This is a genomic window from Tistrella sp. (assembly GCF_002684955.1).
In the GTDB taxonomy this organism is placed as follows: Bacteria; Pseudomonadota; Alphaproteobacteria; order Tistrellales; family Tistrellaceae; genus Tistrella; species Tistrella mobilis.
In genome coordinates this window covers 120,635-146,149 of sequence record NZ_NYWI01000036.1, presented here as the reverse complement: position 1 = coordinate 146,149, position 25,515 = coordinate 120,635, and the positions used below count along the sequence as shown (strand labels likewise).

The 25,515-nt window shown below is 68.6% G+C and carries 18 protein-coding genes; 8 read left to right on the top strand and 10 right to left on the bottom strand.

What is annotated here, in order from left to right:
* Positions 1–53: 53 nt before the first annotated feature.
* The 8 genes from CMO28_RS13105 to CMO28_RS13070 all read left to right on the top strand — a co-directional run bounded on the left by CMO28_RS13105 (position 54) and on the right by CMO28_RS13070 (position 8,902).
* The gene (locus CMO28_RS13105; protein ID WP_322111343.1) at positions 54–1,217 is read left to right on the top strand and encodes a transporter substrate-binding domain-containing protein; all 1,164 of its coding nucleotides are present in this window, start codon (positions 54–56) and stop codon (positions 1,215–1,217) included.
* A 25-nt stretch (positions 1,218–1,242) separates the two neighbouring features.
* The gene (locus CMO28_RS13100; protein ID WP_296714118.1) at positions 1,243–1,851 is read left to right on the top strand and encodes an ANTAR domain-containing response regulator; all 609 of its coding nucleotides are present in this window, start codon (positions 1,243–1,245) and stop codon (positions 1,849–1,851) included.
* 447 nt (positions 1,852–2,298) lie between these two features.
* The gene (locus CMO28_RS13095) at positions 2,299–3,552 is read left to right on the top strand and encodes a transporter substrate-binding domain-containing protein (protein WP_296714116.1); all 1,254 of its coding nucleotides are present in this window, start codon (positions 2,299–2,301) and stop codon (positions 3,550–3,552) included.
* Between the two features lie 92 nt (positions 3,553–3,644).
* The gene (urtB, locus tag CMO28_RS13090; protein ID WP_296714115.1) at positions 3,645–4,538 is read left to right on the top strand and encodes an urea ABC transporter permease subunit UrtB; all 894 of its coding nucleotides are present in this window, start codon (positions 3,645–3,647) and stop codon (positions 4,536–4,538) included.
* A gap of 9 nt (positions 4,539–4,547) precedes the next feature.
* Entirely contained in the window at positions 4,548–5,660 is a 1,113-nt protein-coding gene (gene urtC / locus CMO28_RS13085; protein ID WP_322111347.1) for an urea ABC transporter permease subunit UrtC, read from the top strand.
* Positions 5,657–6,421, top strand: coding sequence for an urea ABC transporter ATP-binding protein UrtD (urtD, locus tag CMO28_RS13080; RefSeq protein ID WP_062768894.1), 765 nt, complete (start codon positions 5,657–5,659; stop codon positions 6,419–6,421). The genes urtC and urtD overlap by 4 nt, the downstream gene beginning before the upstream one ends.
* Positions 6,421–7,116 (top strand): urea ABC transporter ATP-binding subunit UrtE, encoded by a 696-nt coding sequence (gene urtE / locus CMO28_RS13075; RefSeq protein ID WP_296714110.1) that lies wholly within the window; start codon positions 6,421–6,423, stop codon positions 7,114–7,116. The genes urtD and urtE overlap by 1 nt, the downstream gene beginning before the upstream one ends.
* A 58-nt stretch (positions 7,117–7,174) precedes the next feature.
* On the top strand, positions 7,175–8,902 hold the full coding sequence (locus CMO28_RS13070; RefSeq protein WP_296714107.1) for a nitrilase-related carbon-nitrogen hydrolase: 1,728 nt from the start codon (positions 7,175–7,177) through the stop codon (positions 8,900–8,902).
* A gap of 44 nt (positions 8,903–8,946) precedes the next feature.
* Here CMO28_RS13070 and CMO28_RS13065 read toward each other — a convergent pair whose 3' ends face one another.
* From CMO28_RS13065 to CMO28_RS13020, 10 genes are all read right to left on the bottom strand, one after another.
* On the bottom strand, positions 8,947–9,480 hold the full coding sequence (locus CMO28_RS13065) for a phage tail protein (protein ID WP_296714106.1): 534 nt from the start codon (positions 9,478–9,480) through the stop codon (positions 8,947–8,949).
* Positions 9,481–9,492: 12 nt separating this feature from the next.
* Positions 9,493–10,041 carry a phage tail protein gene (locus tag CMO28_RS13060; protein WP_296714104.1) on the bottom strand — a complete coding sequence of 183 codons (549 nt, stop codon included), beginning with the start codon at positions 10,039–10,041 and terminating at the stop codon, positions 9,493–9,495.
* A gap of 19 nt (positions 10,042–10,060) precedes the next feature.
* Positions 10,061–10,579 carry a phage tail protein gene (locus tag CMO28_RS13055; protein WP_296714102.1) on the bottom strand — a complete coding sequence of 173 codons (519 nt, stop codon included), beginning with the start codon at positions 10,577–10,579 and terminating at the stop codon, positions 10,061–10,063.
* 213 nt (positions 10,580–10,792) lie between these two features.
* Positions 10,793–12,139, bottom strand: coding sequence for a beta-ketoacyl-[acyl-carrier-protein] synthase family protein (locus CMO28_RS13050; protein ID WP_296714101.1), 1,347 nt, complete (start codon positions 12,137–12,139; stop codon positions 10,793–10,795).
* Positions 12,140–12,156: 17 nt separating this feature from the next.
* Complete coding sequence (locus CMO28_RS13045) at positions 12,157–12,408, bottom strand: acyl carrier protein (protein ID WP_296714098.1); 252 nt, start codon at positions 12,406–12,408, stop codon at positions 12,157–12,159.
* A gap of 70 nt (positions 12,409–12,478) precedes the next feature.
* Positions 12,479–12,913: a PaaI family thioesterase gene (locus CMO28_RS13040; protein WP_296714097.1), complete on the bottom strand. Its 435-nt coding sequence runs from the start codon at positions 12,911–12,913 to the stop codon at positions 12,479–12,481.
* Between the two features lie 52 nt (positions 12,914–12,965).
* A complete protein-coding gene (locus CMO28_RS13035; RefSeq protein WP_296714095.1) occupies positions 12,966–20,600 on the bottom strand; it encodes a type I polyketide synthase in 7,635 nt (2,544 codons plus the stop codon).
* Positions 20,597–22,393 carry an AMP-binding protein gene (locus tag CMO28_RS13030; RefSeq protein ID WP_296714093.1) on the bottom strand — a complete coding sequence of 599 codons (1,797 nt, stop codon included), beginning with the start codon at positions 22,391–22,393 and terminating at the stop codon, positions 20,597–20,599. Before CMO28_RS13030 ends, CMO28_RS13035 begins: the two co-directional genes overlap by 4 nt.
* A gap of 20 nt (positions 22,394–22,413) precedes the next feature.
* A complete protein-coding gene (locus CMO28_RS13025; RefSeq protein WP_296714091.1) occupies positions 22,414–23,949 on the bottom strand; it encodes a B12-binding domain-containing radical SAM protein in 1,536 nt (511 codons plus the stop codon).
* A 114-nt stretch (positions 23,950–24,063) separates the two neighbouring features.
* Positions 24,064–25,413 (bottom strand): B12-binding domain-containing radical SAM protein, encoded by a 1,350-nt coding sequence (locus CMO28_RS13020; RefSeq protein ID WP_296714089.1) that lies wholly within the window; start codon positions 25,411–25,413, stop codon positions 24,064–24,066.
* Positions 25,414–25,515: the final 102 nt, after the last annotated feature.

Here is a 25,515-nt window from a genome sequence, read left to right as displayed (position 1 = left end):
CAGCTCCCGTCGGCATCTCGTGCCGGCCGGGGGCTTTTTTTATGTGCAGGGCCATGGGCAAGAGATCGATACCGGATAGCTGGCGCGTGGGCGTGCTGTTCTCCGACACCGGCGTCACCGCCGCGGTGGAACGCACCCAGCGCCATGGCACGCTGCTCGCGATCGAAGAGATCAACGCGGCCGGCGGCATTGCGGGCCGGCAGATCGAGCCGGTGGTCCTGGACCCCGCCTCGACGCCCCGGCTCTATCGCGATCAGGCGGAACACCTGCTGGATGTGGAACGGGTGCCGGTCATCTTCGGCTGCTACATGTCCAGCACCCGCAAGGCCGTGCTGCCGGTGGTGGAGGCGCGCAAGGCGCTGCTGTTCTACCCCACCCTCTACGAGGGCTTCGAATATTCCCGCAGCTGCATCTATACCGGCGCCTGCCCCAACCAGAACTCGGTCCAGCTGGTGAATTATCTGACCGCCCATTACGGCAAGCGGCTGTTCATCGTGGGGTCGAACTATGTCTACCCTTATGAATCCAACCGGATCATCGCCGATCTCTATCTGCAATCCGGCGGCACCGTGCTGCACGAGATGTATGTGCCGCTGGCGGTGGACGAGATCGACATGGACGAGGTCATCGGCCAGATCCGGCGCACGCGGCCGGACGTGATCTATTCGACCGTCGTCGGCGACGGCATCGCCCGGTTCTACGAAGCCTATCGTGCCGCCGGCTTCGACCCGGCAACCATGCCCATCGCCAGCCAGTCGACCAGCGAGGCCGAAATCGCCCAGATGAGCCCGGGCATCGCCGAGGGCCATATCGGCGTCTCGCCCTATTTCGCCGCGATCGACACCCCCGCCAACCACCGGTTCGTGGCGGCCTTCCGACGCCGCTTCGGCGCCGATGCGGTGATTGCGGCGGCGGCCGAAGCGGCGTATTTCCAGGTCCATCTCTATGCAGCCGCCCTCGCCCGGGCCGAAAGCGACCGGGCGCAGGATCTGCTGCCCCAGCTCTACGAGGTCGAGGTGGACGCCCCGCAGGGCCGGATCCGGATCGAGCGCGACAACAACCACACCCATCTCTGGCCCAAGGTCGGCAGGGTGACGGCGGCGGGTCAGTTCGATCTGGTCTATGACCCGAAGACCCGGGTCCGCCCGGATCCGTACATGCTGGAATATCGTCTCGACGCCCCGGCGGCCGATGGCCTGCCGGTGGCAGGCCTCTGACCCTCCTTCACGGGAGCGCCCCCACGTGTCGGTCGCCCTGCTGCGTGATCTTCTCGGCCTCAAGGTTCTGGTGGTCCATCCGCCGGACGAGGAGGGCGCCTTCCTGGTCGATCATCTCCGCCGCATCGGCTGCATGGTCACGACGCTCTGGCCGGTGCCGGCGGAACTGCCGGCCAATGCCGAAGTGGTGCTGCTGACCATCGCGGTAGAGTACCGGGCCGGGATCGAGCGCCTGCTGAAATCCATGGGGCCCGTGCCGCCGACGATCATCGCCATCGTCGGCTACGAGGATCCGGGCACGCTGCAGATCGTGCTGGAGAGCGGTGCCTTCGCGGTGCTGGAAAAGCCGCTCAAACCCTTCGGCCTGCTCACCAACCTCGCCATCGCCCGCAGCCTGTGGCTGGAACGCCAGCGGCTGCTGAAAGAGAGCCGCAAGCTGCGCCGCAAGATGGTCGGCGAACAGACGCTCGCCCGCGCCAAGGCGATCCTGATGGCATCGAAGAGCCTGAGCGAGAACGAGGCGCATCAGTTCATCCGCCGCCAGGCCATGGCGCGCCGCGTGCCGATGGAAGAGATCGCGGCCGCGATCGTGAAGACCGAGGACCTCTTGACCCTGCCCCGCAAAGCTGATTAACATTCGCGCATGCTCAAGATCTGAGCAGCAGTCGGCGTCCTCTGAAATCGGGTCACCCGGTATAAATTCAGGCCACGCCGTGCTGCCGCCGGAAGAACGGGGATGTTCGACCGGCACGTGGCAAGGATGCCTCGCAACCCCGCCTTCCGGGGTCTGCGAGGTTTTTTTATGCCCATGCCGACAGGGCTGTCGGCACTCACCCTCGACCAGAAAACGAGGCAGAACCCACTGCGTTCTACTTGAACGCAGAACGGGAGAAGTGCGCCTCATGCTCTGTCCGACAGGCGTGAAATCCCTCCACCGACGGCCTTCCTCCCCCCGGATGCCGACCGGACACCCCCGGTCTTCCGGCCCTTTCTGAACGGCTCCGACCTGCGCCGCGTGCGCCAAACATCACGGGCGAAAACGCCCGAGGCTTCACCTCACCGTCATCGGGAGACCGACCCCATGAGCATCACCCGACGCTCGCTGCTGAAATCCACCGCTGCCGCCTCACTTGCCGCCGTGGCCGCCCCCTCGCTGATCGGCCGGGCGCTTGCCGCCGACACGATCACGGTCGGCGCGCTCTATTCCCAGACCGGTGGTCTCTCGATCGTCGAGAAGATGCTGGCCGATGCCGTGATGATGGCGGTCTCGGAGGTCAACGCCCAGGGCGGCGTGCTCGGCCGTCAGGTCGAGGTGATCGTCGAGGACGGCGCCTCGGACCCCAAGACCTTCAGCGAGAAGGCCTCGAAGCTGCTGGTCCGCGACCGCGTGAACGCGGTCTTCGGCTGCCACACCTCGGCCAGCCGCAAGGCGGTGCTGCCGCTGTTCGAGCGCCGCGACGGCATGCTGTTCTACCAGACCCATTACGAGGGCTTCGAGTGCTCGAAGAATGTGGTCTATACCGGCGCGGTGCCCAACCAGCAGCTGGGCAACTACATTCCCTGGATCGTCAAGACGCTGGGCAAGAAGAAGTTCTTCATCGTCGGCTCGAACTACGTCTACCCGCGTGAGATGGCCAAGGTCAGCAAGAAGCTGATCGAAGAGGCCGGCGCCGAATGGGTGGCGGACGAGTATCTGGAACTCGGCCATTCCGAATGGGCGACCATGGTCCGCAAGATCAAGGAATCCGGCGCGGATGTGGTGCTCTCGAACGTGGTCGGCGACTCGATCGTCGCCTTCTATCGCGAATACAAGAACCAGGGCATGTCCCAGGCCGATGTGCCGATCTGCGCGACCGTGACCTCCGAGATCGAGATCGCGGCCATGGGCGCGGAATACGCCGCCGGCAGCTACACCTCCTTCCCCTATTTCATGTCGCTCGACACCCCCGCCAACAAGGCCTTCATCGAGCGCTACCGCGCCTTCGTGAAGGATCCGGCGGCGCTGACCTACCACTCGCTCGAAGCCGCCTATTTCCAGGTCTTCCTGTGGAAGCAGGCGGCCGAGAAGGCGGGGTCGGTCAAGGCCGACGACATCCGCGCCGCGATCGGCGGCCAGAGCTACGACGCGCCGGGCGGCAAGGTCACCATCGATGGCGACAATCTGCACGCCTATCTGACCCCGCGCATCGGCCAGTGGCAGGCCGACGGCCAGAGCAAGGTGGTCAACGCCTATCCCGAGCCGATCCGCCCGCTGCCCTATGCCGCCTATGGCGAGACCGCGGACAACCTGTTCTGCACCGCCAAGGGCCTCGACAGCGCCAAGCTGAAGGGCTGACGCCCAATTCCGGCCGCCGCGAAGGTTCCGGCCTTTCGCCCCTGTCTTACGGGGTCTTTGCGGCGGCCGACAACGGGTGGAGTCCGTCCCACATGCTCGACATCCTCTTCATCGGCCTCAGCCTGGGCTCGATCCTGCTGCTGGTCGCACTCGGCCTCGCCATCACCTACGGCGCCATGGGGGTCATCAACATGGCCCATGGCGAACTTGTGATGATCGGCGCCTATACCGCCGTGCTCTCCGGCATCTGGCTGGATCTGGGCCTGTTCGCGGCCCTGCCGCTCGGCTTCCTCTCGGCTGCGGCCATCGGCTGGGCGATCGAGCGGGTGGTCGTGCGCCGGCTCTATGGCCGGCTGCTCGACACCCTGCTCGCCACCTGGGGCATCGCGATCCTGCTGCAGCAGGCGGTGCGTCTGGAATTCGGCCTCAGCTTCTTCGGCATCCACATCCAGGGCCTGGGCTCCGGCCTGCAGAATGTCGCCGTCCCCCAGATCCTGCAGACCACGATCACCATCGCCGGCAGCTCGATCAACGCCTACCGGGTGTTCATCGTGGCGGTCACCCTGGTGCTGACCCTGCTCACCTGGGCGATCATGTACCGCACCCGCATCGGTATGCAGGTCCGGGCGATCATCCGCAACCCGCGCATGGCCGCCGCCTCGGGCATCGACGTCGCCCGGGTCAATGCGCTGACCTTCGCCTTCGGCTCGGGCCTCGCCGGGGTCGCAGGCGTGATGATGTCGGGCTTCAAGACCGTCTTCCCCGACATGGGCAGCTCCATGGTGGTCGACGGCTTCCTGGTCGTGGTGGCGGGCGGCGTCGGCAGCCTGCTGGGCTCGGTGCTCTCGGCCGGCATGCTGGGCGAGATCAACGCGGTCGCGGCCGCGGTCACCAACGACATTCTGGCACGTGCCATCGTCTTCGGGGTGGTGATCCTGATCATCATCGTGAAGCCGGCCGGCCTGTTTTCCTTCAAGGGGCGCTGAGCCATGCGGATGCGTCTCTCGACCACCACCACCCTCCTCGCCTATCTGGCCTTCGCCGGCCTGGTTCTGGTGGCCCCGGCCTTCCTGGACGATTTCTGGCTGAACCGCATGGCGAAGTATCTGGTCTTCGGCATGCTGGGTGTGGCCATCTCGCTCTCCTGGGGCTATGCCGGCATCCTCAATCTCGGACAGGGCCTGTTCTTCGGCTTCGGCGCCTATATGCTCGCCATGTCGCTGAAGCTCGCAAGCCCGACCAGCCTTGCCCAGGGCTCGGACACGCCGGTGCCCGACTTCATGCTCTGGAATGCCGAGCCGGGCGCGCCCACGGATCTCTGCTGCATCACAGGTTCGTCCTTCCTGTGGAAGCCCTTCATCTCTCAGGGCTTCGGCATCTTCATGGGGCTGGCCCTGCCGGTGACGGTCGCCTTCCTGCTGGGGATGGTGGTGTTCCGCAAGCGCATCGCCGGGGTGTTCGTCTCGATCATCACGCTTGCGCTGGTGCTGCTGGTCCGCCTGCTGGTCATCGACGCCCAGCCCTTCACCAACGGTTTCAACGGTCTGACCGATCTCGGCTGGCTCACCATCGGCGGCTTCGAATTCGATCCCTATTCGCAGGCCACCTATTATCTGGTCGCGATCACCCTGCTTCTGGTGCTGGCCGCCACCCGGCTGCTGGTTGAAACCCGCGCCGGCCTGGTGCTGCAGGCGATCCGCGACGATGCCACCCGCGCCCGCTATCTGGGCTTCGACGTGCCGGCCTATCAGATCTTCTTCTTTGCGGTCTCGGCCGGAATCGCCGGGCTTGCCGGCATGCTCTACGTCGTGGTGGCGGAGTTCGCCTCCCCCACCTTCATGGACCTCGCCTTCTCGATCACCATGGTGGTCTGGGCGGCGGTCGGCGGCCGATCCAGCCTGCTCGGCGCCTGCATCGGCGCCATCCTCATCAACATGATCGAGGCCGGCGCCAGCGAGACCGAAGCCCTGGTCGAGGCGTGGAAAGCGGTGATCGGGCTGATCTTCGTCCTGGTGGTGCTGTTCATGCCGCGCGGCCTGGGCGGCCTCGCCCATGACCTGATCGACCGGGTGAGCGGTGCGACCCGCAAGGCGGAGGGCCGGAAATGACAGCCGGAACCAGACACGGCATCGCCCTGACCCTCGACGGGCTCGGCGTCTCCTTCGGCGGCTTCAGGGCCGTGGACGAGGTGAACCTCACGGTGGCCGACGGCGAACTCAGGGTGCTGCTCGGCGCCAACGGCGCCGGCAAGACCACGCTGATGGACCTGATCTCGGGCCGCACCCGGGCGAGCCGTGGCCGCGTGCATCTGCACGACACCGAGATCACCAACTGGCCCGAACACCGCATCGCCCGCGCCGGGCTGGGGCGCAAGTTCCAGATCCCGAGCGTGTTCCGCGAATTGACCGTGCGCCGCAATCTGGAGGTCGCCGCCTTCCGCGCCCCCAGCGTCCGCGCCAATCTGGGCTTCGGCCTGGATGCGGCAGGCCGAAGGCGGGTGGACGAGGTGCTGGAGCTGACCGGCCTTGCACAAGAGGCCGAGACCGTCGCGGGTTTCCTCAGCCACGGCCAGACCCAGTGGCTGGAGCTGGGTCTGCTGGTGGTGCGCAGCCCGCGGGTGATCCTGCTCGACGAGCCGACCGCGGGCATGACCCAGGCCGAGACGCTCAAGACCGCGCGGATCATCAACGACCTCAAGGGCAGCCACACCCTGCTGGTGGTCGAGCACGACATGGCCTTCGTCCGCGAGATCGCGACCCGGATCACCGTGCTGCATCTGGGCCGGGTTCTGGCCGAGGGCACGGTCGCCGAGATCGAGACCAATGCGGATGTGCGCGCCGCCTATCTCGGCACGAAGGGGATCGGCTGATGCTGCAGATGTCCGCGATCGACAGCTATTACGGCCGCAGCCATGTGCTGCAGGGCGTGGCGCTGGAAGCGCCCGCCGGCCGGATCACCGCGGTGCTGGGCCGCAATGGCACCGGCAAGACCACGCTCATGAAGACCATCATGGGCCTCACCGACCGCATGTCGGGCAGCATCCGGCTCGACGGTACCGAGATCGGCCACGAGCCGACCTTCCGCCGGGCGCGGGCCGGGATCGGCTACGTGCCCCAGGGCCGCGAGATCATTCCCGACTTCACCATCCACGAAAACATCCTGATGGGCGCCTTCGCCCGCACCGACGGCCGCATCGAGGTGCCGGCACTGGTGCCCGAGCTGTTTCCCTATCTGCCCGAGAATTACGACCGCCGCGGCGGCGTGCTCTCGGGCGGGCAGCAGCAGCAGCTCGCCATCGCCCGGGCGCTGGCCGCCAACCCCAAGCTGCTGCTGCTCGACGAGCCGAGCGAGGGCATCCAGCCCTCGATCGTGGAAGAGATCCACGCGGTGATCGCCAGGCTCAACCGCGAGCACGGGCTGACCGTGATCCTGGTCGAGCAGAACATCGACTTCGTCCGCGCGGTCGCCCACGGCTTCGTGATGCTCGAAAAGGGCCGCATCGCCGCAGGCGGCCCGATCGAGACGCTGACCGACGAGCTGGTCCACCGCCACATGGCGGTGTGACCGGCCGGCCCGGCCATTCCCCCGCCTCAGAATTTCCGGTTACAGAGAGTTCCGCATCATGACCGAGACGTCCTACAAGGTCGCCGCCGTCCAGTTCGAGCCGACGCTCTACGAGAAGGAGCGCAACATCACCCGCCTCCTCGCCCTGGTGGAGACGGCCGCACAGGGCGGCGCGAAGCTGATCGTGACGCCCGAGATGGGGACGACCGGCTATTGCTGGTACGACCGCGCCGAAGTCGCCCCCTTCGTCGAGCCGGTGCCCGGCCCCACCACCGACCGCTTCGCGGTGCTGGCCCACGCCTATGACTGCTACATCGTCATCGGCATGCCCGAGGTCGATCCTGAAACGAACCTCTATCACAACACCGCGGTGCTGATCGGCCCCGACGGCGTGATCGGCCGCCACCGCAAGAGCCACTCCTACATCGCCGAGCCCAAATGGGCGGTGGCCGGCGACGAGCATGCGGTGTTCGAGACACCGATCGGCCGCATCGCCATGCTGGTCTGCATGGACATCCATTTCATCGAGACCGCCCGCCTCGATGCTCTGGGCGGGGCGGATGTGATCTGCCATATCAGCAACTGGCTGGCCGAGCGCTGCCCGGCGCCCTATTGGATCACCCGCGCCTTCGAGAACGGCTGCTATGTGATCGAGGCCAATCGCTGGGGGCTGGAGCGGACGGTCGAATTCTCGGGCGGCAGCTGCATCCTGGGGCCCGACGGCAGCATGGAAGCGGTGCTCGACTGCGGCGACGGCGTCGTCTACGGCACGGTCGACCTGGCCCGCGCCCGGGCGCGCAAGGTTCTGGGCGAGCCGGTCTTCACCCAGCGCCGGCCCGAGCTTTACGCCGAGCTGATGACCAACACCTTCCTGTGGAATCCGCTCGACTTCTTCCGCCTCTATGGCTACCGCGCCCTGCCCCAGGGCGGCGTGTTCGAGGTTGCGGCCGCACAGTTCACGCCGGGCAACGACACCGCCGCCAATCTGGAGCGGGCTGCCTGGCATGCGGCCGAGGCTTCGGCCAAGGACGCGGTGCTGCTGGTTCTGCCGGAATATGCGCTGACGGGCACCGCCCCCGCAAATGCCGTCACCCTCGACGGTCCGGAGGTGGCACGGCTGGTCAGCATCGCCATCCGGCACCGCCTCCATATCGTTGCCGGCCTGATCGAGGCGGAGGGCGAGGCCCGCTATTCGACCGCCGTACTGGTCGGCCCCGAGGGCATCGTCGGCCGCTACCGCAAGATCCACCTCACCACCGCCGAGGCCGGCTGGGCGACGGCCGGTGACGACTGGGCGGTGTTCGACCTGCCCTTCGGGCGGCTCGGCCTGCTGATCGGCCATGACCTCGCTTTCCCCGAGGCCGGCCGCGTCCTGGCACTGCGCGGGGTCGACGTGATCGCAGCACCGGCCGCCATCGCGGGGCGGATCTCCTTCGGCCATCCGGGCAGCAAGGTGGCGCAGAACCCGCCGATCCCGACCGGCGCCGATCCGCATCACTGGCTGCTGTTCCGGGTGCGGGCGGGTGAAAACAATGTCTGGCTGGTCGCCGCCAACCACATCGACGAGGCCAGGGGCTTTGCCGGCAAGAGCGGCATCTTCGGCCCCGACAGCTTCGCCTTCCCCCGCAGCGAGGCCTTCATCCCCGAGGGCGAGGGTCTGGTCACCGCCACCATCGACACCGGCACCCTGCCGGGCTCGCCCTATCCGACCAATGTCGTGCGCCGCAAGGATCTGGTCGCCATGCGCCAGGTCCATCACTACCTGCCGCTGGTCCGGCAGGACTGAAGATCGAGCCGCCGCCGGGCCTCTCCGGCGGCGGCATTCTTGCCTTACGAGCCGGGATAAACGCCCGTGAGGCAGATGCAGAAATTCAGGGCGAGCAGGGGGGAGCGGTTCTCGTGCGGCTGACCGCCGCCGGTCGTGCCGATCGCCCCGGCATCCAGGGTCACGGCCGCCGTCTGATCATAGGGCGCGAAGACATCGCCCGAGACCGGCGTGGCGATGACCGAGACATTGGCCGTGGGCGTGGTCTGGATCGTGGCCGTGGTCGAGGTATCGACCTGAAGGCCGTGCGTATGCGCCGGCAGCTGCGCCGTGGTCAGCGTGACCGAGACGGTGCCGGTCATGCTGCCGAGCGTCCGGTTGGTGAGGCCGGTCCCCTGCCCCGCCCCCATCGGCGCGGTCCCCTGCAGATTGGGAAGATAGAAAAACGTCCCGTCCGCCGGGCCGTAATAGCTCTTGATCACCGAGAACAGGGCCTTGTTCTGATCGATCAGCAGCCTGCCGCCATTGCAGAAGGCCCAGTCCTGCGGGGCATAGTCGAAGCTGTAGACCCGGATTTCTCCGGTGAAAGCATCTGCCATGGTGGTGCCTGCTCAGGATGTCGCCGCGGTGGCGATGCTGCCGGTGATGGCGATGATGTAGTTGATCGCGGTGGACGGCATCACGTTCGGATGCGCCTGACCGCCGCCGGTGCTGCCGATCGCCTGGGGCGCCAGGGCACCGGTGGTGCCGGGCTGAAGGGGTGTATCGGTATAAAGCCCGGTGAACCCCGACTGCGCGGGCGCTTCGGCCAGCATTGCACCGGCGGGCGCCGTAGCGTCAGCCGTGGTCGCCGCGACCTCGAAGCTGTGGCTGTGCGGCGGGATCTGCTGCGTGGTCAGGGGCACCGTCTCTTCCCCGAAGGTCTGGCCCAGACGGTAGTAACTGTCCACACCCGGCCCCTGGCCGATATGGACGGGGATCCGGCCCCGTAGATCCGGAAGATTGAAGGTCTTGATGCCGTCGCCACCGTATTTCGTGGTCAGCACGGTATAGAGTGCGGGATATTCGGTCATCGACATGGCCTGGCCGTTGCAGAATGCCCAGCCGGATGGCGCGACGTCGCCGGCGAAGAGCCGGATCTCGCCGAGATACTTGTACATGAGGCTCTCCCGATCGGCGTCAGCTGCGCTGCGGCCAGTTGCCGGTGGTCGCGATGCAATAGAAGAGCGCAAGGCCCGGCTGGCGGTTCTCATGCGTACCGGCGTCACCGACGGAGGTGACGGACCCGGCGGCAAGGGGAATGGTATCGCCGCCACCCGCGGCATAGACCGCAGGCTGCGTCGAGGCGAAGACCTCCCCCGACGGTGAGACCGAAGAGGCCGCGGTCGAGACTGCGACCAGCGGATGGTCGTGCGCCGGAATTTCAGAGGCGGCGAGCAGGACGCCCTCGACGCCGGCCGTCTGGGCGATCTTGTAGCTCACCCCCTGGACCGGCTGACTGGTGATGCAGACGGGCGTGCGGCCACGCAGATCCGGCAGCGCGAAATATGTCCGGCCGTCGCCGCCATAGCGATCGCCCAGAAGCGCAAAGAGATCCTGGTGCTGCTGGATCGACATCAGCTGGCCCTCGCAGGGGGCCCAGCCGGTCGGCGGTATGCCGCCGGCGAAAATGCGGATCTCTCCGATGAACGGGTCCATCCCCGTTCCTCCTTCATGCATGTCCCGGGCAGGCGGTACCGGCCCGGCAGGTTGGCATAGCCCGGGCATCGGACAGAGATGGACGGCCGGGTTGATGGATCCCGGCCATCATCGCCTGATCATGCTTTCAAGTCACTACATATGTGCAGAAGAATGAGATCTATTCTGCGCCAAAATGCACCACATCAAGAATTGATATTCAGAGCCGGGCCGTCATCTGCCGATCACGTCAGATCCGGCGACCACCAGCGAGGCATTGATGCCACCAAAGCCGAAGCTGTTGACCAGCCCCGGCCGGCCGGGATCGATGTCCCGCGGTGCGCCAGCCACCACGTCGATACAGGCGGTGTCCTCGGACGGGGCCCGGAACCCCGCAACCGGCGGCAGACGGCCGCGTGACAGGGCGCCCAGCGCCGCCACTGTGCTGACCGGCCCGTTGGCGGCGAAGACATAGCCGGTGGCGCCCTTGACCGAGGTGACCGGCGGACGATGGCTGCCGGTCAGCTCCGCGATCGCCGCCGCCTCGATCGCATCGCCGGTGATCATGCCCGAGGCCTGGGCCATCACCGCGCCCAGATCGGTCGGATCGACGCCTGCATCCTCCAGCGCCAGGCGCATGCAGGCCAGGCCTTCGCGGTCGGGAATGCGGGTCAGGTCCGGCGCGCCGGAATTGGTGGCATAGCCCAGAATGCGGCCCAGCACCGCCCGGCCGTCACCGGCATCGGCCCGGTGCAGCAGCAGCATGGCGGCGGCCTCGCCGCAGATCATGCCGTCACGCGCACCATCGAACGGCCGCGCTGCCGGCCCCTCGCCCGCTCCCTCGCCAGCCCCTCCGCGCGAAAGCGCATGCATTGCCTCGAAGCCCGACCAGGTGATGGGGGTGGTGACGGCTTCCGATCCGCCGGCCAGCGCCCAGTCGATCCGCCCGGCCCGGAGTTCGGCAAGCGCATGGCCGATCGCCTGGGTGCCGCTGGCGCAGGCACCGGCCAGCGTCACCTGCGGCCCCTCGAAGCCGAGCCTGAGTGCGGTCATGCTCGCCGCCATGTTCGGGATCAGCGAGGGGATCAGGAAAGGCGTGGTCTTGCGCGGGCCCGCGCGTTCCTGCTTCAGCACCCCCTGCTCGATATGGGGCAGGCCACCCATGGCGACCCCCATGGCGATCAGCCCGCGGCCTTCGGGCAGGCGTGGCCGGCCGGTCACGGCCGGATCCGCACCGAGTGCGGCCATGGACGCATGGACCGCGAGCCGGACGAACAGGCTCATCCGCTCCAGCTCGTGCGAAAGATGATCGCGGGCAAAGCGCAGGGAGGGTTCCGGCACTTCGGCCGCGATCCGGCAGGCAAATCGGGCGGGATCGAACCGGGTGACGGGTGCTGCCGCCACCCGCCCCGCGGCCAGGGCGTCGTCGAGAACGTCCCGCCCCAGGCCGAAGGCGGTGACGCAGCCGATGCCGGTCACCGCGACGGCGCGGGTCCCGGCCGTGATACGGGCAGGATCGCCGGACGGCAGCGGGTCGTCTCCGGCGGCCGTCCGTCGCCAGGGCCAACGCATCGGCTTCATGGCTGAGGCTGCCTCCGTCAGGCCGCCGCGGCGCGCTGTTCACGGATATGGTCGACGAGCCCGCCCAGGGTGTCGATCCGATCCATCACCGCCTCGTCGAATTCGACCCCGAAACAATCCTCCAGATAGAGGATCATTTCGAACATCTTGAGCGAGTTGAGCCCGTCGATCGAGGTGGCGAGCTTGGAGTCGGGCGTGAGGTGGCTCACATCGGTTTCCAGATACTCGCCGATGCGGGTCACGACATCGTCGAACAGCGAATCGGTCATGGGGGATCTCCTCCTTCCGGCCGCCGGCTCCGCCGGTCGGCAGTTTTCGGGCGGGCCCGCAGGCAGCAGCTCAGCGCCGCTGCAGCACCGCCAGCGACACCACCGCCTTGGACACCCGCACCGGCGTGTCGTCCCTGACGGCGAAGACTTCGGATTCGCACACCACCAGCCGGCGCCCCGCCTGCAGCACCGTCGCCCGGCAGCGCAGCTCCGTGCCCAGCGCCGCCTTCAGCAGGCTGGTGGTGAAGCTGGTGGTCAGCACGAATTCATCGGCGGCGATGGTGGTGAAGGCCGCCGCCCCTGCGGTGTGGTCGGCGATGGTCATCTGCACGCCGGCATGGATCACGCCGTCATGCTGCATGTGCCGCGGATGGATGGTCACACGGCTTTCGACCAGCCCCGGCTCGACCACCACCGGCTCGATGCCGAGATCGGTGATGAAACCGGCCTGACCGAAGATGGCACGGGCGGCTTCGGCGAAAGCGGGGTTGCGGGGTTCGAACATCGGCGTCTCTCTCCGGCTTGGGAAAAGGCTCGTCTGCGGAGCCCTGGATGGGTCAGGGTGCGATCGCGGGCAGCAACCGCTCCGCCAGCTTGGAGAGCGACGGGCTCTGGGTCAATTCTATCGCAGGTGTCTTCACGCCCAGATCGTCCTCGATCAGGCAGCTGAGTTCGACGGCCATGAGCGAATCGAGCCCGAGTTCGGCCAGCGGCTGGCCGGTATCGAGCGTTTCGGCACTGGTGCCGAGCACGGTGGCGAGCCGTGCGGCCAGCGCCGCCTCGACCATGGCCTGGCGATCCTCGGCCGCGGCCTCGCGGATCCGGGCCAGGACCTGATCACCCTCTCCGCCGCCACCGCCGGTGCCACCGGCGCCTTCGGTCAGCGGCAGGTCGGCATAGCGCGGGTTGCGCGCCAGTTCCGGCATGTAGCGGGCCCAGACCGCCCAGTCGATGTCGATCACGCCCGAGGCGACCGCTCCCGCACCAAGCAGGGCTTCGAGCGAAGCCAGCGCATCCGGTGCCTGAACGGGGGTGAGGCCGTGGCGTTCGAAATGCCGGGCAATCTCATCATGGGCCGCGACATAGCCCACGCCCCCGATCGCCCCCCAGTCGACCGCCAGCGCCGGCAGCCCCTGCGCCCGGCGGCGTTCGGCCAGTGCCACCAGATACTGGTTGGCGGCGACGTAATTGGCCTGGCCGGGATTGCCGACCATCGCCGCGAAGGACGAGAACATCACGAACATCTCGACCGGGTCGTCGCGGGTCGCCAGATGCAGGTTGAGCGCGCCCTCGATCTTGGGCGCCGTCACCCGGTGCAGACGATCGCGATCGAGCTTCAGCACGAAATCGTCGTCCAGCACCATGGCCGCATGCAGCACGCCCCTGAGCGGCGGCAATTCGGCCCGGATCCGGCCGAGCATGGCCTCCACCGCCGCCCGGTCGGTGACGTCGCAGCGTTCCACCCGGACCCGGGTGCCGCCGGCGCGCAGCCGGTCGACCGCGGCCTGGGCCTCGGGCGTGGCGGCGCCGGACCGGCCGGCCAGCACCACCGTCCCTGCACCTTTGGCCACCAGCCATTCGGCGACGGCGAGGCCGAAGCCACCCAGACCGCCGGTCATCAGATAGGTGCCGTCGGATTTGAGCGGCAGCGGCTTCGGCAACGGCCGGGCGATGCGTGCCGCCTCGTCTTCCATGGCGAGCACGATCTTGCCGATATGGCGCGCCTGGGCCATGTGGCGGAAGGCCTGTTCGGCCCTGGACACCAGCCAGACCCGCCGCGGCAGCGGCTGAAGCCCGCCCTCGGCGAAGGCATCTGCCACCTCGCCCATCAGCCGTGCGGCCAGCTTCGGCCGCTCGCGGAACACCCGGTCGAGGTCGATGGCGAAATAGGAGAGGTTGTTGCGGAACGGCCGGAGACCGATGCGGGAATTGCCGTAGATGTCGGTCTTGCCGATTTCGAGGAAGCGGCCATAGGCCCTGAGCAGACCGAGCGATTTCGGGATCGCCTCGCCGGCCAGCGAGTTCAGCACCATGTCGACGCCTTCGCCATCGGTCGCCGCCATGATCTGGTCGGCGAAGTCGAGGCTGCGGCTGTCATAGACATGGGTGACGCCCAGGCTGCGGACGAAATCGCGCTTCTCGGGCGAGCCGGCCGTGGCATGGATCTCCAGCCCCGCCCGCTGCGCGACCTGGATTGCGGTCAGACCGACACCACCGGCGGCGGCATGGATCAGGATCCGCTCCCCGGCCTCGGCGCGGGCCAGATGATGCAGCGCATACCAGACCGTAACGAAGGTGATCGGGATGGTGGCGCCGCCCTCCAGCGGCACCCCGTCCGGCAGCTTCGCCACGAAGCCGCGGCCGACCACGGTGCGGCTGGCGAAGCCGGGGGCGATCGCCATCACCCGGTCGCCGGGCGCCAGATCATCCACCCCCGGCCCCACCCGCCGGATGGTGCCGGCGACCTCGTCGCCCAGCACCAGGGGCTCGTCGCCCTCGGTCGGGTAGATGCCCATCACCTTCATCACGTCGCGGAAATTGAGCCCGGTGAAGGCGACGTCGATCTCGACCTCCCCCGGCCCCGGCTCGCGCAGACGAGCCTCGGTCAGCATCAGATTGTCGAGCGCGCCGGTCTTGAGGGCATCGAGCCGGAAGGCGGTCCCCGCCGCCGCCGGCCTGGGGTCGAGCGCCCGGCGGCGGAGCCCGTCGAGCGTCTCGGCCCGGATGCGGGCGACATGGGTCCGCGCGCCGCGGAGCGCGATTTCGGTCTCGTCGCCGGCCCCCTCGGCGCAGATCCGGGCCAGCGCCTCGATCTCGTCGGTCATGTCGGGTGATGCGGCGGCCGGCAGGTCGACCATCACCGTGCCCAGTTCGGGATGCTCGTTGGTCAGCACCCGGGCAAAGCCCCAGGCCGGCGCCTGGGCGGCCTCGGGCGCCGGATCGTCGGGCCGCACCCGCCGGGCACCAGCGGTCGCCAGCACCAGCCGTGGCGGATTGCCGAAGCTCGGATCGGTCACTGCCTGGACCAGCTCCATCAGCACCGCGGCCCCCGTCGCCTCCACGTCCGTCATGTCGGCCGCTTCGGTCGGCCCGGCATCGAGCGACCAGAGATGCAGAATGCCGCCCACCTCGGGCAGATCCATCAGCGCCCGGTCGACCAGGCTGCGAATGTCCACCAGGCCGCGGATGTCGGCGACCTCGCCGGCCGTCACGGTCCTCACCGGATGGCCCCGCGCCTCAAGTGCTGCGGCAACGGCCGCACCGACGCCACGACCATCGGCCAGCACCAGCCAGCCGGGCTTCGCACGGGTGATGGTGCTGAGCCCGAGCAGGGCATCCAGCTCGTCGGTCCCGGCCACCGGCGCCTCGCCGGCGGTCAGGGCGGTCTCGGTGGTCGACCGCCGGGCCAGGATGACGCTGTGCACCGTGGCTCCGCCATCCTCGCGGTCGTCGAGCGCCGCCACCGCCGGGCAGCCGGCGCGCATGAGCGCCGCTTCCCAGGCCGGCAGGGTCATGCAGGCATGGTCGGGGCGGGTCCCGGCGTCGTCGAAGGCCCACCAGCCCTTGAGCATGCCGAAGACCAGATCGAACCAGGGCGGCGGCGCGGTCAGCTCAACCAGCGCCATCAACCCGCCCGGACGGAGCAGGCCGGCGGCATGGGCGATTGCGGTGTCGATCGCCCGGGTCGCATGAAGCGCGTCGGTCGCCACCACCAGGTCGAAGCTCGCCGGGGCGAAGCCCTGGGCCGCCGGCTCCTTCTCGATGTCGAGCAGGCGGTAGCGGACGAAATCGAAGGCGCGGAACTTCTGCTCGGCCTTGGTGGTGAAGGCGGTGGAGATATCGGTGAAGACATAATCGGTCCGGCTGGCCGGCAGCACCGGCAGCAGATGGGCGGCGGTGGCGCCGGTGCCGGCACCGATCTCCAGGATCCGCAGCGGCCGGTCGGCGGGCAGCCGGTCGACCAGGGCGCGGACCGCCTGTTCCAGAATGCGGTTATAGGTGCCGAAGCTCGGGCTGTCGTGATAGACCCGCTCGGCATCGGCCTGCGACCCGTCGGGGAAGATCAGATCCAGCGGATCCTGCGCCCCGGTCAGCACCCGGGCCAGCGCCTCGCCGCAGCGGCGGATCAGCACCATTTCAGGTGCCAGGCCGGGATGACGGCGGTCGATCTCGGCACCCGGCACCTCGGGTTCGGGCAGCGGACCCGTGGCCGTCTCGGTCCTGACCACCTGGGCCAGCCGCGCCAGCAGCCGATGATGGACGGGATCGACCCGCGCCGGATCGGGCGTATCGGCATCGATGCCCAGTTCGGCGAAGGCGCGGGCGGCATAGGCGGCCGTCAGCCGGTCGAGCAGCGGCTGCGCCTCGGCATAATAGCCGGCGCGGTCGAGCTTGCGGATCAGCGGCAGCACCATCGGCCGGGTCTCGGCCACAAGATCGGCCGGATCTGGCAGATCCGCCGCCACCACACCCGCCGCCTGCTCCACCCAATGTTCGGCAAAGAGCCTGCGATCGATCTCGCGGCCGGCACCGCGGCCGCCTTCGGCCTGATCCAGCGCCATGCACGAGAAGCCCTGCACCTCGGCCAGCACCCGGCCTGCGGCATCGGTCAGGCGGATATCGGCATCCAGCTGCTTGGAATTGAGCGTCAGCAGCCGGGCATGGGCATGAAGTTCGGCACCGTCATCGATCCGCCCCGACAGCCTGAGCCGCTCCACCGCCACCGGCAGATAGGCACCGGCGGCCGCGCTGCGGCTGTCGATCGCGCCAAGCACCGCCTGGAAACAGGCATCCAGCAGCGAGGGATGGAAGAGATAGCCGCCGGCGGCATCCGGCGCGCCATCGCCCGCCCGTGCCGCGGCCGGCAGGGCCAGCCGGGCCAGCGCCTCGGCCGGCCCCCGCGACAGGGCCGCGATACCCTGGAAGGCCGGGCCGTAATTCAGCCCGCGCGCCGCGAAGGCGCCATAGCCACGATCGGCCACCGCCTCGGTGCAGCGCCCGGCCGCGGCCTCCAGATCCACCGCCTGGGCCGGCAGCGCGCCCTGGGGCTTCAGCGTCATCGCGGCATGCAGCGTCCACGGCGCCTCGTCCTCGCCGAGCGGCCGGGAGAGCACCCGGGCGCCGCCGCTCGCGGGATCGAGCGCCACCTGCAGCTTCACCGCGCGGTCGGCGCCCAGGATCAGGGCCTTCAGAAAGCGCACATCCTCGACCGCGGCCGGGACGGCGCCCATGGCCACCGTCCAGGCGGCGAGCGCCGCCTCAATGAAACCGGCGCCGGGGAACAGAACCGAGCCGCCGACGGCATGGTCGGCCAGATAGGGCAGCCGTTCCAGATCGATGCGGATCTCGTAGAGCGGCAGACCGGCCGCAATCCGCCGGCCGATGAAGGGATGGGCCGGCATACCGGCGCGGCCGTCCAGGCTTTCCGCTGCCTCCTGCCAGTAGCGCTTGTCCTGCCAGGGATAGGCGGGCAGCCGGACCGGCCGCAGCCGGCCGGCGCCCGAAACCGCCTGCCAGTCGACCTGGTGGCCGGCCGCATAAAGCTGGCCCAGATTGCCGAGCAGCACCGCACGCTCTTCCGTCTGACGGCGAAGCGAATGCGCCGTCATGACCCGCTCGCCCAGCTCGCCCGCGGTATCGTCGATCGAGGACGAGATGACCGGATGCGGTCCCACCTCCAGGAAGGTTCGATGGCCGTCGCGGATCAGGCTGCGGATCGCGTCGGCGAAGCGTACCGGCTGGCGGACATTGCGCCACCAATAGGCGGCGTCATAGGGCAGATCCTCCGCCAGATCGCCGGTGACGGTGGAATAGAGCGGCAGGTCCGCCGCAGCCGGACGGATTGCGGCGAGCGAGGCTTCCAGATCCTCGCGCAGCGGATCCATGTGGTGGCTGTGGAAGGGCACGGCCACGGTCAGGAAACGGTTGAACCGACCCTCTGCGGCAAGACCCGCCGCGATGGCCTCCAGCGGTTCGGCATCGCCCGCGAGCGTCAGGATGCCGGGGCCGTTCATGGCCGCGATCGACCCCCGGTCGGCCACGGGCGCGATCCGCTCCAGCGCCTCGGCCTCGGTCAGGGCCGCCGCCAGCATGCGGCCCTTGCCGCTGGCCCGCTGCTGCACGCGTGAGCGGTGATAGATCACGGTGCAGGCGGTCGCGAGGTCCAGCTGGCCGGCGACATGGGCGGCGGCCGCCTCGCCGGTCGAATGGCCGACGATGGCCGCGGGCCGGATGCCCCAATGGCTCCAGAGCCGGGCGAGGCCGACCTGAAGAGCGAAGTTCGACGGCTGCGAGATATAGGTCTCGGCCATCAGGCTCTGCGCCTCGTCGCGGCACATCTCGTCCATCAGCGACCAGGGCGCGCCGGCCGCACGCAGATGGGCATCGCATTCCTCGATCGCGGCCCGGAACAGGGGTTCGCGCTCGATCAGCTGGCGGCCCATCGCCCACCATTGCGGGCCCATGCCCGAGAAGACATAGACCGGGTTGCCGGGCGCGGAACGGGCCCGACCGCGGCCGGCGATGATGCCGGGGCCGGCCGTGCCGGCGGCGGCATCGCGCAGCCGTTCCGCCGCCTCGGCATGATCGGCCGCCACGACCGCCAGCCGGTGATCGTGCTGGCTGCGCCGGGTGCCCGCCCAGGCGGCGACCTCGGCGAGGGGCCGGTGCGCAGCCGCCTGGTCGCCATCGGTCAGCGCCTCCGCCAGACGGCGGGCGGCCTCGGCCAGCGCCTCGGCGCTGCGGGCCGAGACCGGGATCAGGACGGGTGCGCCGGTCCTGCCGGCATCGGGGGCGATGCCAGGCGCCCCCTCGTCCGACAGGGCCGGGCGCACGGCTTCGGCGGGTGCCGCTTCCAGCACCGCATGGGCGTTGGTGCCGCCGAATCCAAAGGAATTGACGCCCGCGCGGGGCGGATGGCCGTTATCCGGCCAGGGCCGGTCGCTGCTCGCGACCTCGAGCTTCAGCCCGTCGAAATCGATCTCGGGGTTGGGGCTCTCGAAATTCAGGTTCGATGGCACATGCCGGTGATGAATGGCGAGCGTCGCCTTGATCAGCCCGGCAATGCCCGCCGCCGCCTCCAGATGGCCGATATTGGTCTTCACCGACCCGACCAGGCAGCGATCGCCATCCGGCCGGCCCTGTGACAGCACGCGGCCGAGCGCGCGGGCCTCGATCGGGTCGCCGACCGGCGTGCCGGTGCCATGGGCTTCCATGTATTGCAGCGTGCCGGGCACGATGCCGGCCCGGGCATAGGCGGTCTCCAGCATGCGCGCCTGGGCATCCTCGCCCGGCACGGTCATGCCGTTGGTATGGCCGTCCTGGTTGACGACCGTGGCCTTGATCACGCCATAGACCGGATCACCGTCGGCAAGCGCGGCCGAAAGCGGCTTCAGCACGACGATGCCGGCGCCCTCGCCGCGGGTATAGCCGTTGGCGCGGGCATCGAAGGTCTTGCAGCGGCCATCCGGCGCCAGCATCGAGGCGCGGCTGAAGCCGATGGTCGGCTCCGGCTTCAGGATCGCATTGACCCCGCCCACGATCGCCGCCCGGCTTTCGCCTGATCGCAGCGACTGACAGGCGAGGTGGAGGGCCACCAGAGACGAGGAACAGGCGGTGTCGACCGCAACGCTCGGCCCCTTGAGGTTCAAAAGATACGAGATGCGGTTGGCGGCGATCGAAAGCGCGAGGCCGGTATTGGTGTGGCCGGAAATCAGCTCGCGATTGGCCATGCCGTGCTGGATTTCGGCATAGTCATAGGCCGCGATGCCGATGAACACGCCGACATCCGTGCCGTCGATGTCTTCAAGCTTCAGCCCGGCATCGTCGATGGCGTCGACGGCCGATTCGAGCAGCAGGCGCTGCTGGGGGTCCATCAGCTGCGCCTCGCGCGGCGAGATGCCGAAGAAGCCCGGGTCGAAGCGGTCGATGCCGTCCAGGAAACCGCCCATCCGTGTGCCGACGGTGCCGGGACGGGAGGCCGGATCAGGATGGTGGAACAGGGCCGCGTTCCAGCGATCGGAGGGCACCTCGCGGATGGCATCCCCCCGGTTGCGGAGCAGCGACCAGAAGGCCGCCGGGCTGGAGGCGCCGCCCGGCAGACGGCAGCCGATGCCGATGATGGCGACCGGCTCGGCCACGGAGGAAACCACGGCGGCGGCCTCTGCGGCGGCCATATCCTTGGGCGCATTCATCCGGTGATCCTCCCTGGGGCGGGTGTCGTCTTGTTTTTTGAGGCCGCGGCCTGACGGTCCGCCAGGCGCGCGGCCACGATCTCGCGGCAGCGGAAGCGCTGAACCTTGCCGCTGGGGGTGCGCGGCACCAGGCCGGCGGCGATCCAATGCGTGCCGATGCCGGTCAGGCCGAAAGCCTCCGCCAGGGCATCGCGGATGCGCTGGGCGATGGCGGGGCGCGCCTCCTCGGGGCCGAGGCGGGTGTCGAGCAGCAGATGCAGGGTTTCGGTGCCGATGGTCTCGTCGGTAAGACCCACGGCAATGACCGCGGGCGTGATCGCGGCATCGGCCGCGGCTTCGGCCACATCTTCGATCTGGGCGGGGGTGAAATTGCGCCCGCCCAGGATCAGCAGATCCTTGGCCCGGCCGGTGACATGCAGCCGACCATCGGCCAGATAGCCCAGATCGCCGGTGCGCAGCCAGCCGTCGGGCCGGGTCAACCGGGCGCTTTCGGCCGGATCCTGCCAATAGCCACCGACGGTCGCGGGGCTGGCGACCTCGATCTCGCCGACCCGGCGTTCGGGCAGTTCGGTGCCGTCGGGCGCGGTGATACGGATCGCGGCCCCCGGCACTGCCGGCCCAAGGGTGACGGCATGAAGCCGGCGCCCGGCCTCGTCTCCGGCCGGTGCGGCCACCCCTTCGGCCGCCAGCCGGTCGGCATCGACCGGGTCGGTCACACAGCCGCCCACCGGCGGGATCGCCACTGCCAGCGTTGCCTCGGCCAGGCCATAGACCGGGCGCAGGGTCTCGGGCGCGAAACCGTGGCTGCCGAAGGCGGCGCTGAAATCCTGCAGGGTGCGGGCATGAACCGGTTCCGCCCCGCACAGCGCCACCCGCCAGGCCGAGAGGTCCAGCCCGCGCGGCGGGCGCAGCCGGGCCAGGCGCGCGCACATCTGAAAGGCGCTGTTGGGCGCCGGCGACAGCGTGCCCTTGTGCCGCGACATCCAGGCCGGCCAGTTCATCGGGTTGCGGACGAATTCGCCGGTATCGGCCAGCACCATCGGCACGCCCCAGCGGAGCGCATAATTGAGCCCGACCAGCCCCATATCGTGGGAGAGCGGCAGCCACGAGACCAGAACATCGCCGCCCACACCCTCGGGCCCCGGGCAGATCGCCGCCGCGATCTGGGCGAGATTGGCCGAGAGCCGGTCGTGATGCACCACCGCGAGCTTGGGTGCGCCGGTCGATCCCGATGTCTGCTGAAGATGCGAAATGCCGCGGGGATCGGCGGTCATCGCCGGCAGGGCTGCGCGCAACCCCGCCGCCAGCAACCGGTCGGCCGCGGCAACCGCCAGACCGGGGGCCTGCGTGTCCAGGCCGTCGAGCGCCCCGGCCGGTTCCGCCTCGGCGATCAGCAGCCGGGCCCCCGCCCTACGGGCAATGTCGGCCAGATGGGCGCGGGCGGGATCCGGCACCGGCACGGCGGGCGGCGCCACCACCACCGGCAGGGCACCGATCGCACCGGCGCCCAGATGCAGCGCCAGGAACAGCCGCGAGGCCGGCAGCGCCAGCACGATCCGATCGCCGGCGGCGATGCCGGCCGCCGCCAGAGCCCGGGCGCCGGCGGCGGCGAGCGTCGCAAGATCGCCCCGGGTCAGCACCGCCTCGGCACCGCCGCGTTCGATCACGCGCAGGGCGAAGCCATGGGGCGCGGTCTCGGCCCCACGGGCCACCGCCTCCCAGGTGGTGGCCGCGGGCAACGCGTCATGGAAGCTGCGGAAATGCGGGTCCGCAGGAGAGGTCGCCATGGTCATCTCGGGCACGCCTCCGCGGCTCAGCGGGCATAAGCCTTGGCGAAGGCCGGCTCGGCCCCGCGGGCCGACCGGGCCAGCCAGTCACGGGTGGCACCGTGCCGGGCCTCGAAATCTCCCAGCAGCAGATCCTCTTTCAGCGTGCCCTCGCGGGTGTAGTAGGGCGTCTCCAGTTTCTCCAGGAAGCCGATATGGCGTTCCATGCCGCCGCGGCTCTGGGCGACGCTGCGCTGATAGGATTTCAGCCGCATCCGCCGCTGCGGCCGGGTCTCGACCTCGAATGCGCGTTCGAAGAACACGTCGTAGCTGTCCAGGATCGACCGCTGCAGGTCGGACGGCCGCATATGGCGCGGGAAGATGCCGACAAAGGAATAGTGCTGATAGGTCGGGACCTCCATGATGATCCGGTGGTCCTCGATGTCCTGGCGCGCGCCGAACAGCAGGTTCTGGAAGGGATATTCGGCCAGGCACACGAAGGTCGGATGCACGATCCGGGCATCCGCGCACCAGCGGGCGGTGCGGCGGATGGCGCCCTGATCCTGGGCTTCCAGCCCGAAGATGATCGCCGAATGGATGTAGACGTCGTTCTCGGCGAAGCGCCAGAGACGCTCGGTCTGCTCGCTGGCATCGACCTTCTTGTTGAAGGCGCGCAGCACGCCCGGATCTTCGGATTCCACGCCCAGGCAATACTCGTCGAAGCCCGAGGCCTTCATCTCCAGCACCAGATCCATGTCGTCGGCATGGTTGATCCGGCTCATCGAGATGAATTTATAGGGCCGGTCGCGCACCGCCTGGGCCACCTGCTGGCAGAAATCGCGCCGGGTGGTGAAGTTGAGATCGGTGACATAGAACCGGGTGCAGCCGGTCTGGGCATGGATGCCGTCCAGCTCGGCCACGATATCGGGCACGGTCTTGGTCCGGAACCGCCGGCCCAGCAGGCGGATGGCGTAGCAGAACGAGCAGTCGAAGGGGCAGCCGCGCGACATCGACACCGTCGCCCAGTGCAGCCGCGGCGCCCGCGCCAGCAGTTCCGGGCGGATGGCGGTGGAGACCTTCTCGAACCGCTTTACGTCGGAAATGGCGAGCCGGCCGCCGTCGCCGATCCAGGCGATGTTCGGAATGTCGTCGATCGGGCCGCCGACGCCGCCCACGGCACGGCGGGCGATCAACTCCAGCGTCGGCAGTTCGCCCTCGCCGATCACGGCCACATCGGCATATTTCAGCGCCTCGTGCGGGGCAAAAGCCGCATGCGGCCCGCCCATGATCATGAGCGAGTCCTTGCGCCGCCGCCGGGCGATCGTCTCAAGGGTCGGGATGTTGGACCAGAAATGGGTGGCGAGCGCCGAGACCAGAATGACGTCGTAGCTCTCCAGCGGAAAATCGGCCGGGTTCTCCCCCCAGAACATCTGGCACATGTCCAGCTGCGCCTCGGGGAGCTGATCGGCGACGAAGGAGGCGACGTAATAGATGCCGTCATTGTAGGTGGTGGCGAGCGTCGACACATCCGGATAGTCGGGATGGAAGCCGAGCTGAATGGCCAGGATCTTGAGCGCGCTCATCGGACGGTCCCTCGGACAGGCCCCCCGTCGCCGCCCGCCCTTGCGGCGGGCGGGCGGCAGACGGATGGTACCGGGCGTTTCGGCAGCAGGCGGAACAGGTGGTCCGGGCGCCGGTCAGCGCTCGGGGGCCGCGAAGGCGCCGGCGGCCATGCCGCCGCCCAGCCGCGACGGCCGGCTGCCGATCGGCAGCTGCCCGCGCTTGGCCGCCATTTCGCGGCGCAGCTTTTCCTTCATGTCCTGCTTGATCTTCTGCGCCACGACGCCGGGGTCGTTCACCTTGCGCTGGGCCCAGGCCATCAGGTCGCGGGCCTCTGACGGCGACATCTTCGGGTGCTTCCAGACCAGGTTGTAGAGGTCGAATTTCGACAGGTCCGGCTCGTTCACCAGATGCTCCATCTGCTTCCACAGCTTGGTGCCGTGGAAGGGCGTGAGCAGGGTCAGCTGGCAGGCGAACAGCCCCTCATCGGCCAGCTGGGTGATGTCGTATTCCATGTCTTCGATGCTGTCGTCCTGGAAGCCGACCATGAAGGTGCCGAGGGCACGGCGGCCGTTCTTGATCAGCTCGCGGACGGTGGCGCGGACGTTGTAGACGTCGTCGCGCTTCTGCACGTCGGCGATATTCTTGTCGCGATAGCTTTCGATGCCGATGATCGCACCATCCATGCAGCGATCGGTGAGTTCCGAAATCCGGCCGCGCAGCAGATCGGCACGCGTCAGGCAGATCCAGCCGAGGCCACGCTTGGCCAGCCCGTCGACCACCCGCTCGGCGATGTCGTTCTTCAGGAAGAACGACTCGTCGTAGATGATGACATGGGCGACGCTGTTCTCCTTATAGGTGTCGAGCGCGTACTCCATGTCCTCCATGAAGATCGCGTCTTCCTTCGGATTGAACACCGGCGTCGAACAGAAGGTGCAGCCGATGTTGCAGCCGCGCTTGCTGTAGAGATAGCCGACCTTCGAACTCACGCCGCGGAAGCCCGACTCGCCCATCATCGGCGGATGGGTGACGTGCTCCAGCGGCCGCCCGTAGACGTACTGATGCAGCACGTATTCGCCCGGCCCCTTGATCAGCCGGTCGAAATGCGGCTGGATTCCGGGCGTGATCGCGCCGTAATTGCCGCCCCAGACCTCTTTCACCCCGTATTCACGGGCGAGTTTCGCCATCTGGATCGCGACCGGCACAGACCAGGTGTAGAAGCTGATGCCCACCATGTCCCACTTCTCGGAGCCGAGCGCCTTTTCGTATTCGGCCCAGGTGGGATATTCCAGAACCTCGACATCCGGCACGTTGGCCTTCAGGAAGTTCAGACCGGTGGGGGGACAGGTCACCGACAGGCGGTCGGCGAGGTCGTTGGCGCAGGTCCAGGCCATGTAAGTATCGGTGCGATCGTACCAGTTGCCGCCGATACCGTTCATCTCCACCAGCGCCTCCTTGGGCGCCGTGGTGAGAAGTACCCGTTTCATGGAACATCCTCCCTGGCGGATCTCCGGGCGGGGGCCGGTCGAACCATCTCGGGCGCCTCATGCGTCAGAGCACGGTTCGGGGGGATACGTCCAGCTCCCTCA

What these genes read in the sequence shown, in the direction of transcription:
- CMO28_RS13105 (WP_322111343.1), top strand. Translation starts at nt 54, where the DNA reads ATGGGCAAGAGATCGATACCGGATAGCTGGCGCGTGGGCGTGCTGTTC.
- CMO28_RS13095 (WP_296714116.1), top strand. Translation starts at nt 2,299, where the DNA reads ATGAGCATCACCCGACGCTCGCTGCTGAAATCCACCGCTGCCGCCTCA.
- urtB (WP_296714115.1), top strand. Translation starts at nt 3,645, where the DNA reads ATGCTCGACATCCTCTTCATCGGCCTCAGCCTGGGCTCGATCCTGCTG.
- urtC (WP_322111347.1), top strand. Translation starts at nt 4,548, where the DNA reads ATGCGTCTCTCGACCACCACCACCCTCCTCGCCTATCTGGCCTTCGCC.
- urtD (WP_062768894.1), top strand. Translation starts at nt 5,657, where the DNA reads ATGACAGCCGGAACCAGACACGGCATCGCCCTGACCCTCGACGGGCTC.
- urtE (WP_296714110.1), top strand. Translation starts at nt 6,421, where the DNA reads ATGCTGCAGATGTCCGCGATCGACAGCTATTACGGCCGCAGCCATGTG.
- CMO28_RS13070 (WP_296714107.1), top strand. Translation starts at nt 7,175, where the DNA reads ATGACCGAGACGTCCTACAAGGTCGCCGCCGTCCAGTTCGAGCCGACG.
- CMO28_RS13065 (WP_296714106.1), bottom strand. Translation starts at nt 9,480, where the DNA reads ATGGCAGATGCTTTCACCGGAGAAATCCGGGTCTACAGCTTCGACTAT.
- CMO28_RS13060 (WP_296714104.1), bottom strand. Translation starts at nt 10,041, where the DNA reads ATGTACAAGTATCTCGGCGAGATCCGGCTCTTCGCCGGCGACGTCGCG.
- CMO28_RS13055 (WP_296714102.1), bottom strand. Translation starts at nt 10,579, where the DNA reads ATGGACCCGTTCATCGGAGAGATCCGCATTTTCGCCGGCGGCATACCG.
- CMO28_RS13050 (WP_296714101.1), bottom strand. Translation starts at nt 12,139, where the DNA reads ATGAAGCCGATGCGTTGGCCCTGGCGACGGACGGCCGCCGGAGACGAC.
- CMO28_RS13045 (WP_296714098.1), bottom strand. Translation starts at nt 12,408, where the DNA reads ATGACCGATTCGCTGTTCGACGATGTCGTGACCCGCATCGGCGAGTAT.
- CMO28_RS13040 (WP_296714097.1), bottom strand. Translation starts at nt 12,913, where the DNA reads ATGTTCGAACCCCGCAACCCCGCTTTCGCCGAAGCCGCCCGTGCCATC.
- CMO28_RS13035 (WP_296714095.1), bottom strand. Translation starts at nt 20,600, where the DNA reads ATGAATGCGCCCAAGGATATGGCCGCCGCAGAGGCCGCCGCCGTGGTT.
- CMO28_RS13030 (WP_296714093.1), bottom strand. Translation starts at nt 22,393, where the DNA reads ATGACCATGGCGACCTCTCCTGCGGACCCGCATTTCCGCAGCTTCCAT.
- CMO28_RS13025 (WP_296714091.1), bottom strand. Translation starts at nt 23,949, where the DNA reads ATGAGCGCGCTCAAGATCCTGGCCATTCAGCTCGGCTTCCATCCCGAC.
- CMO28_RS13020 (WP_296714089.1), bottom strand. Translation starts at nt 25,413, where the DNA reads ATGAAACGGGTACTTCTCACCACGGCGCCCAAGGAGGCGCTGGTGGAG.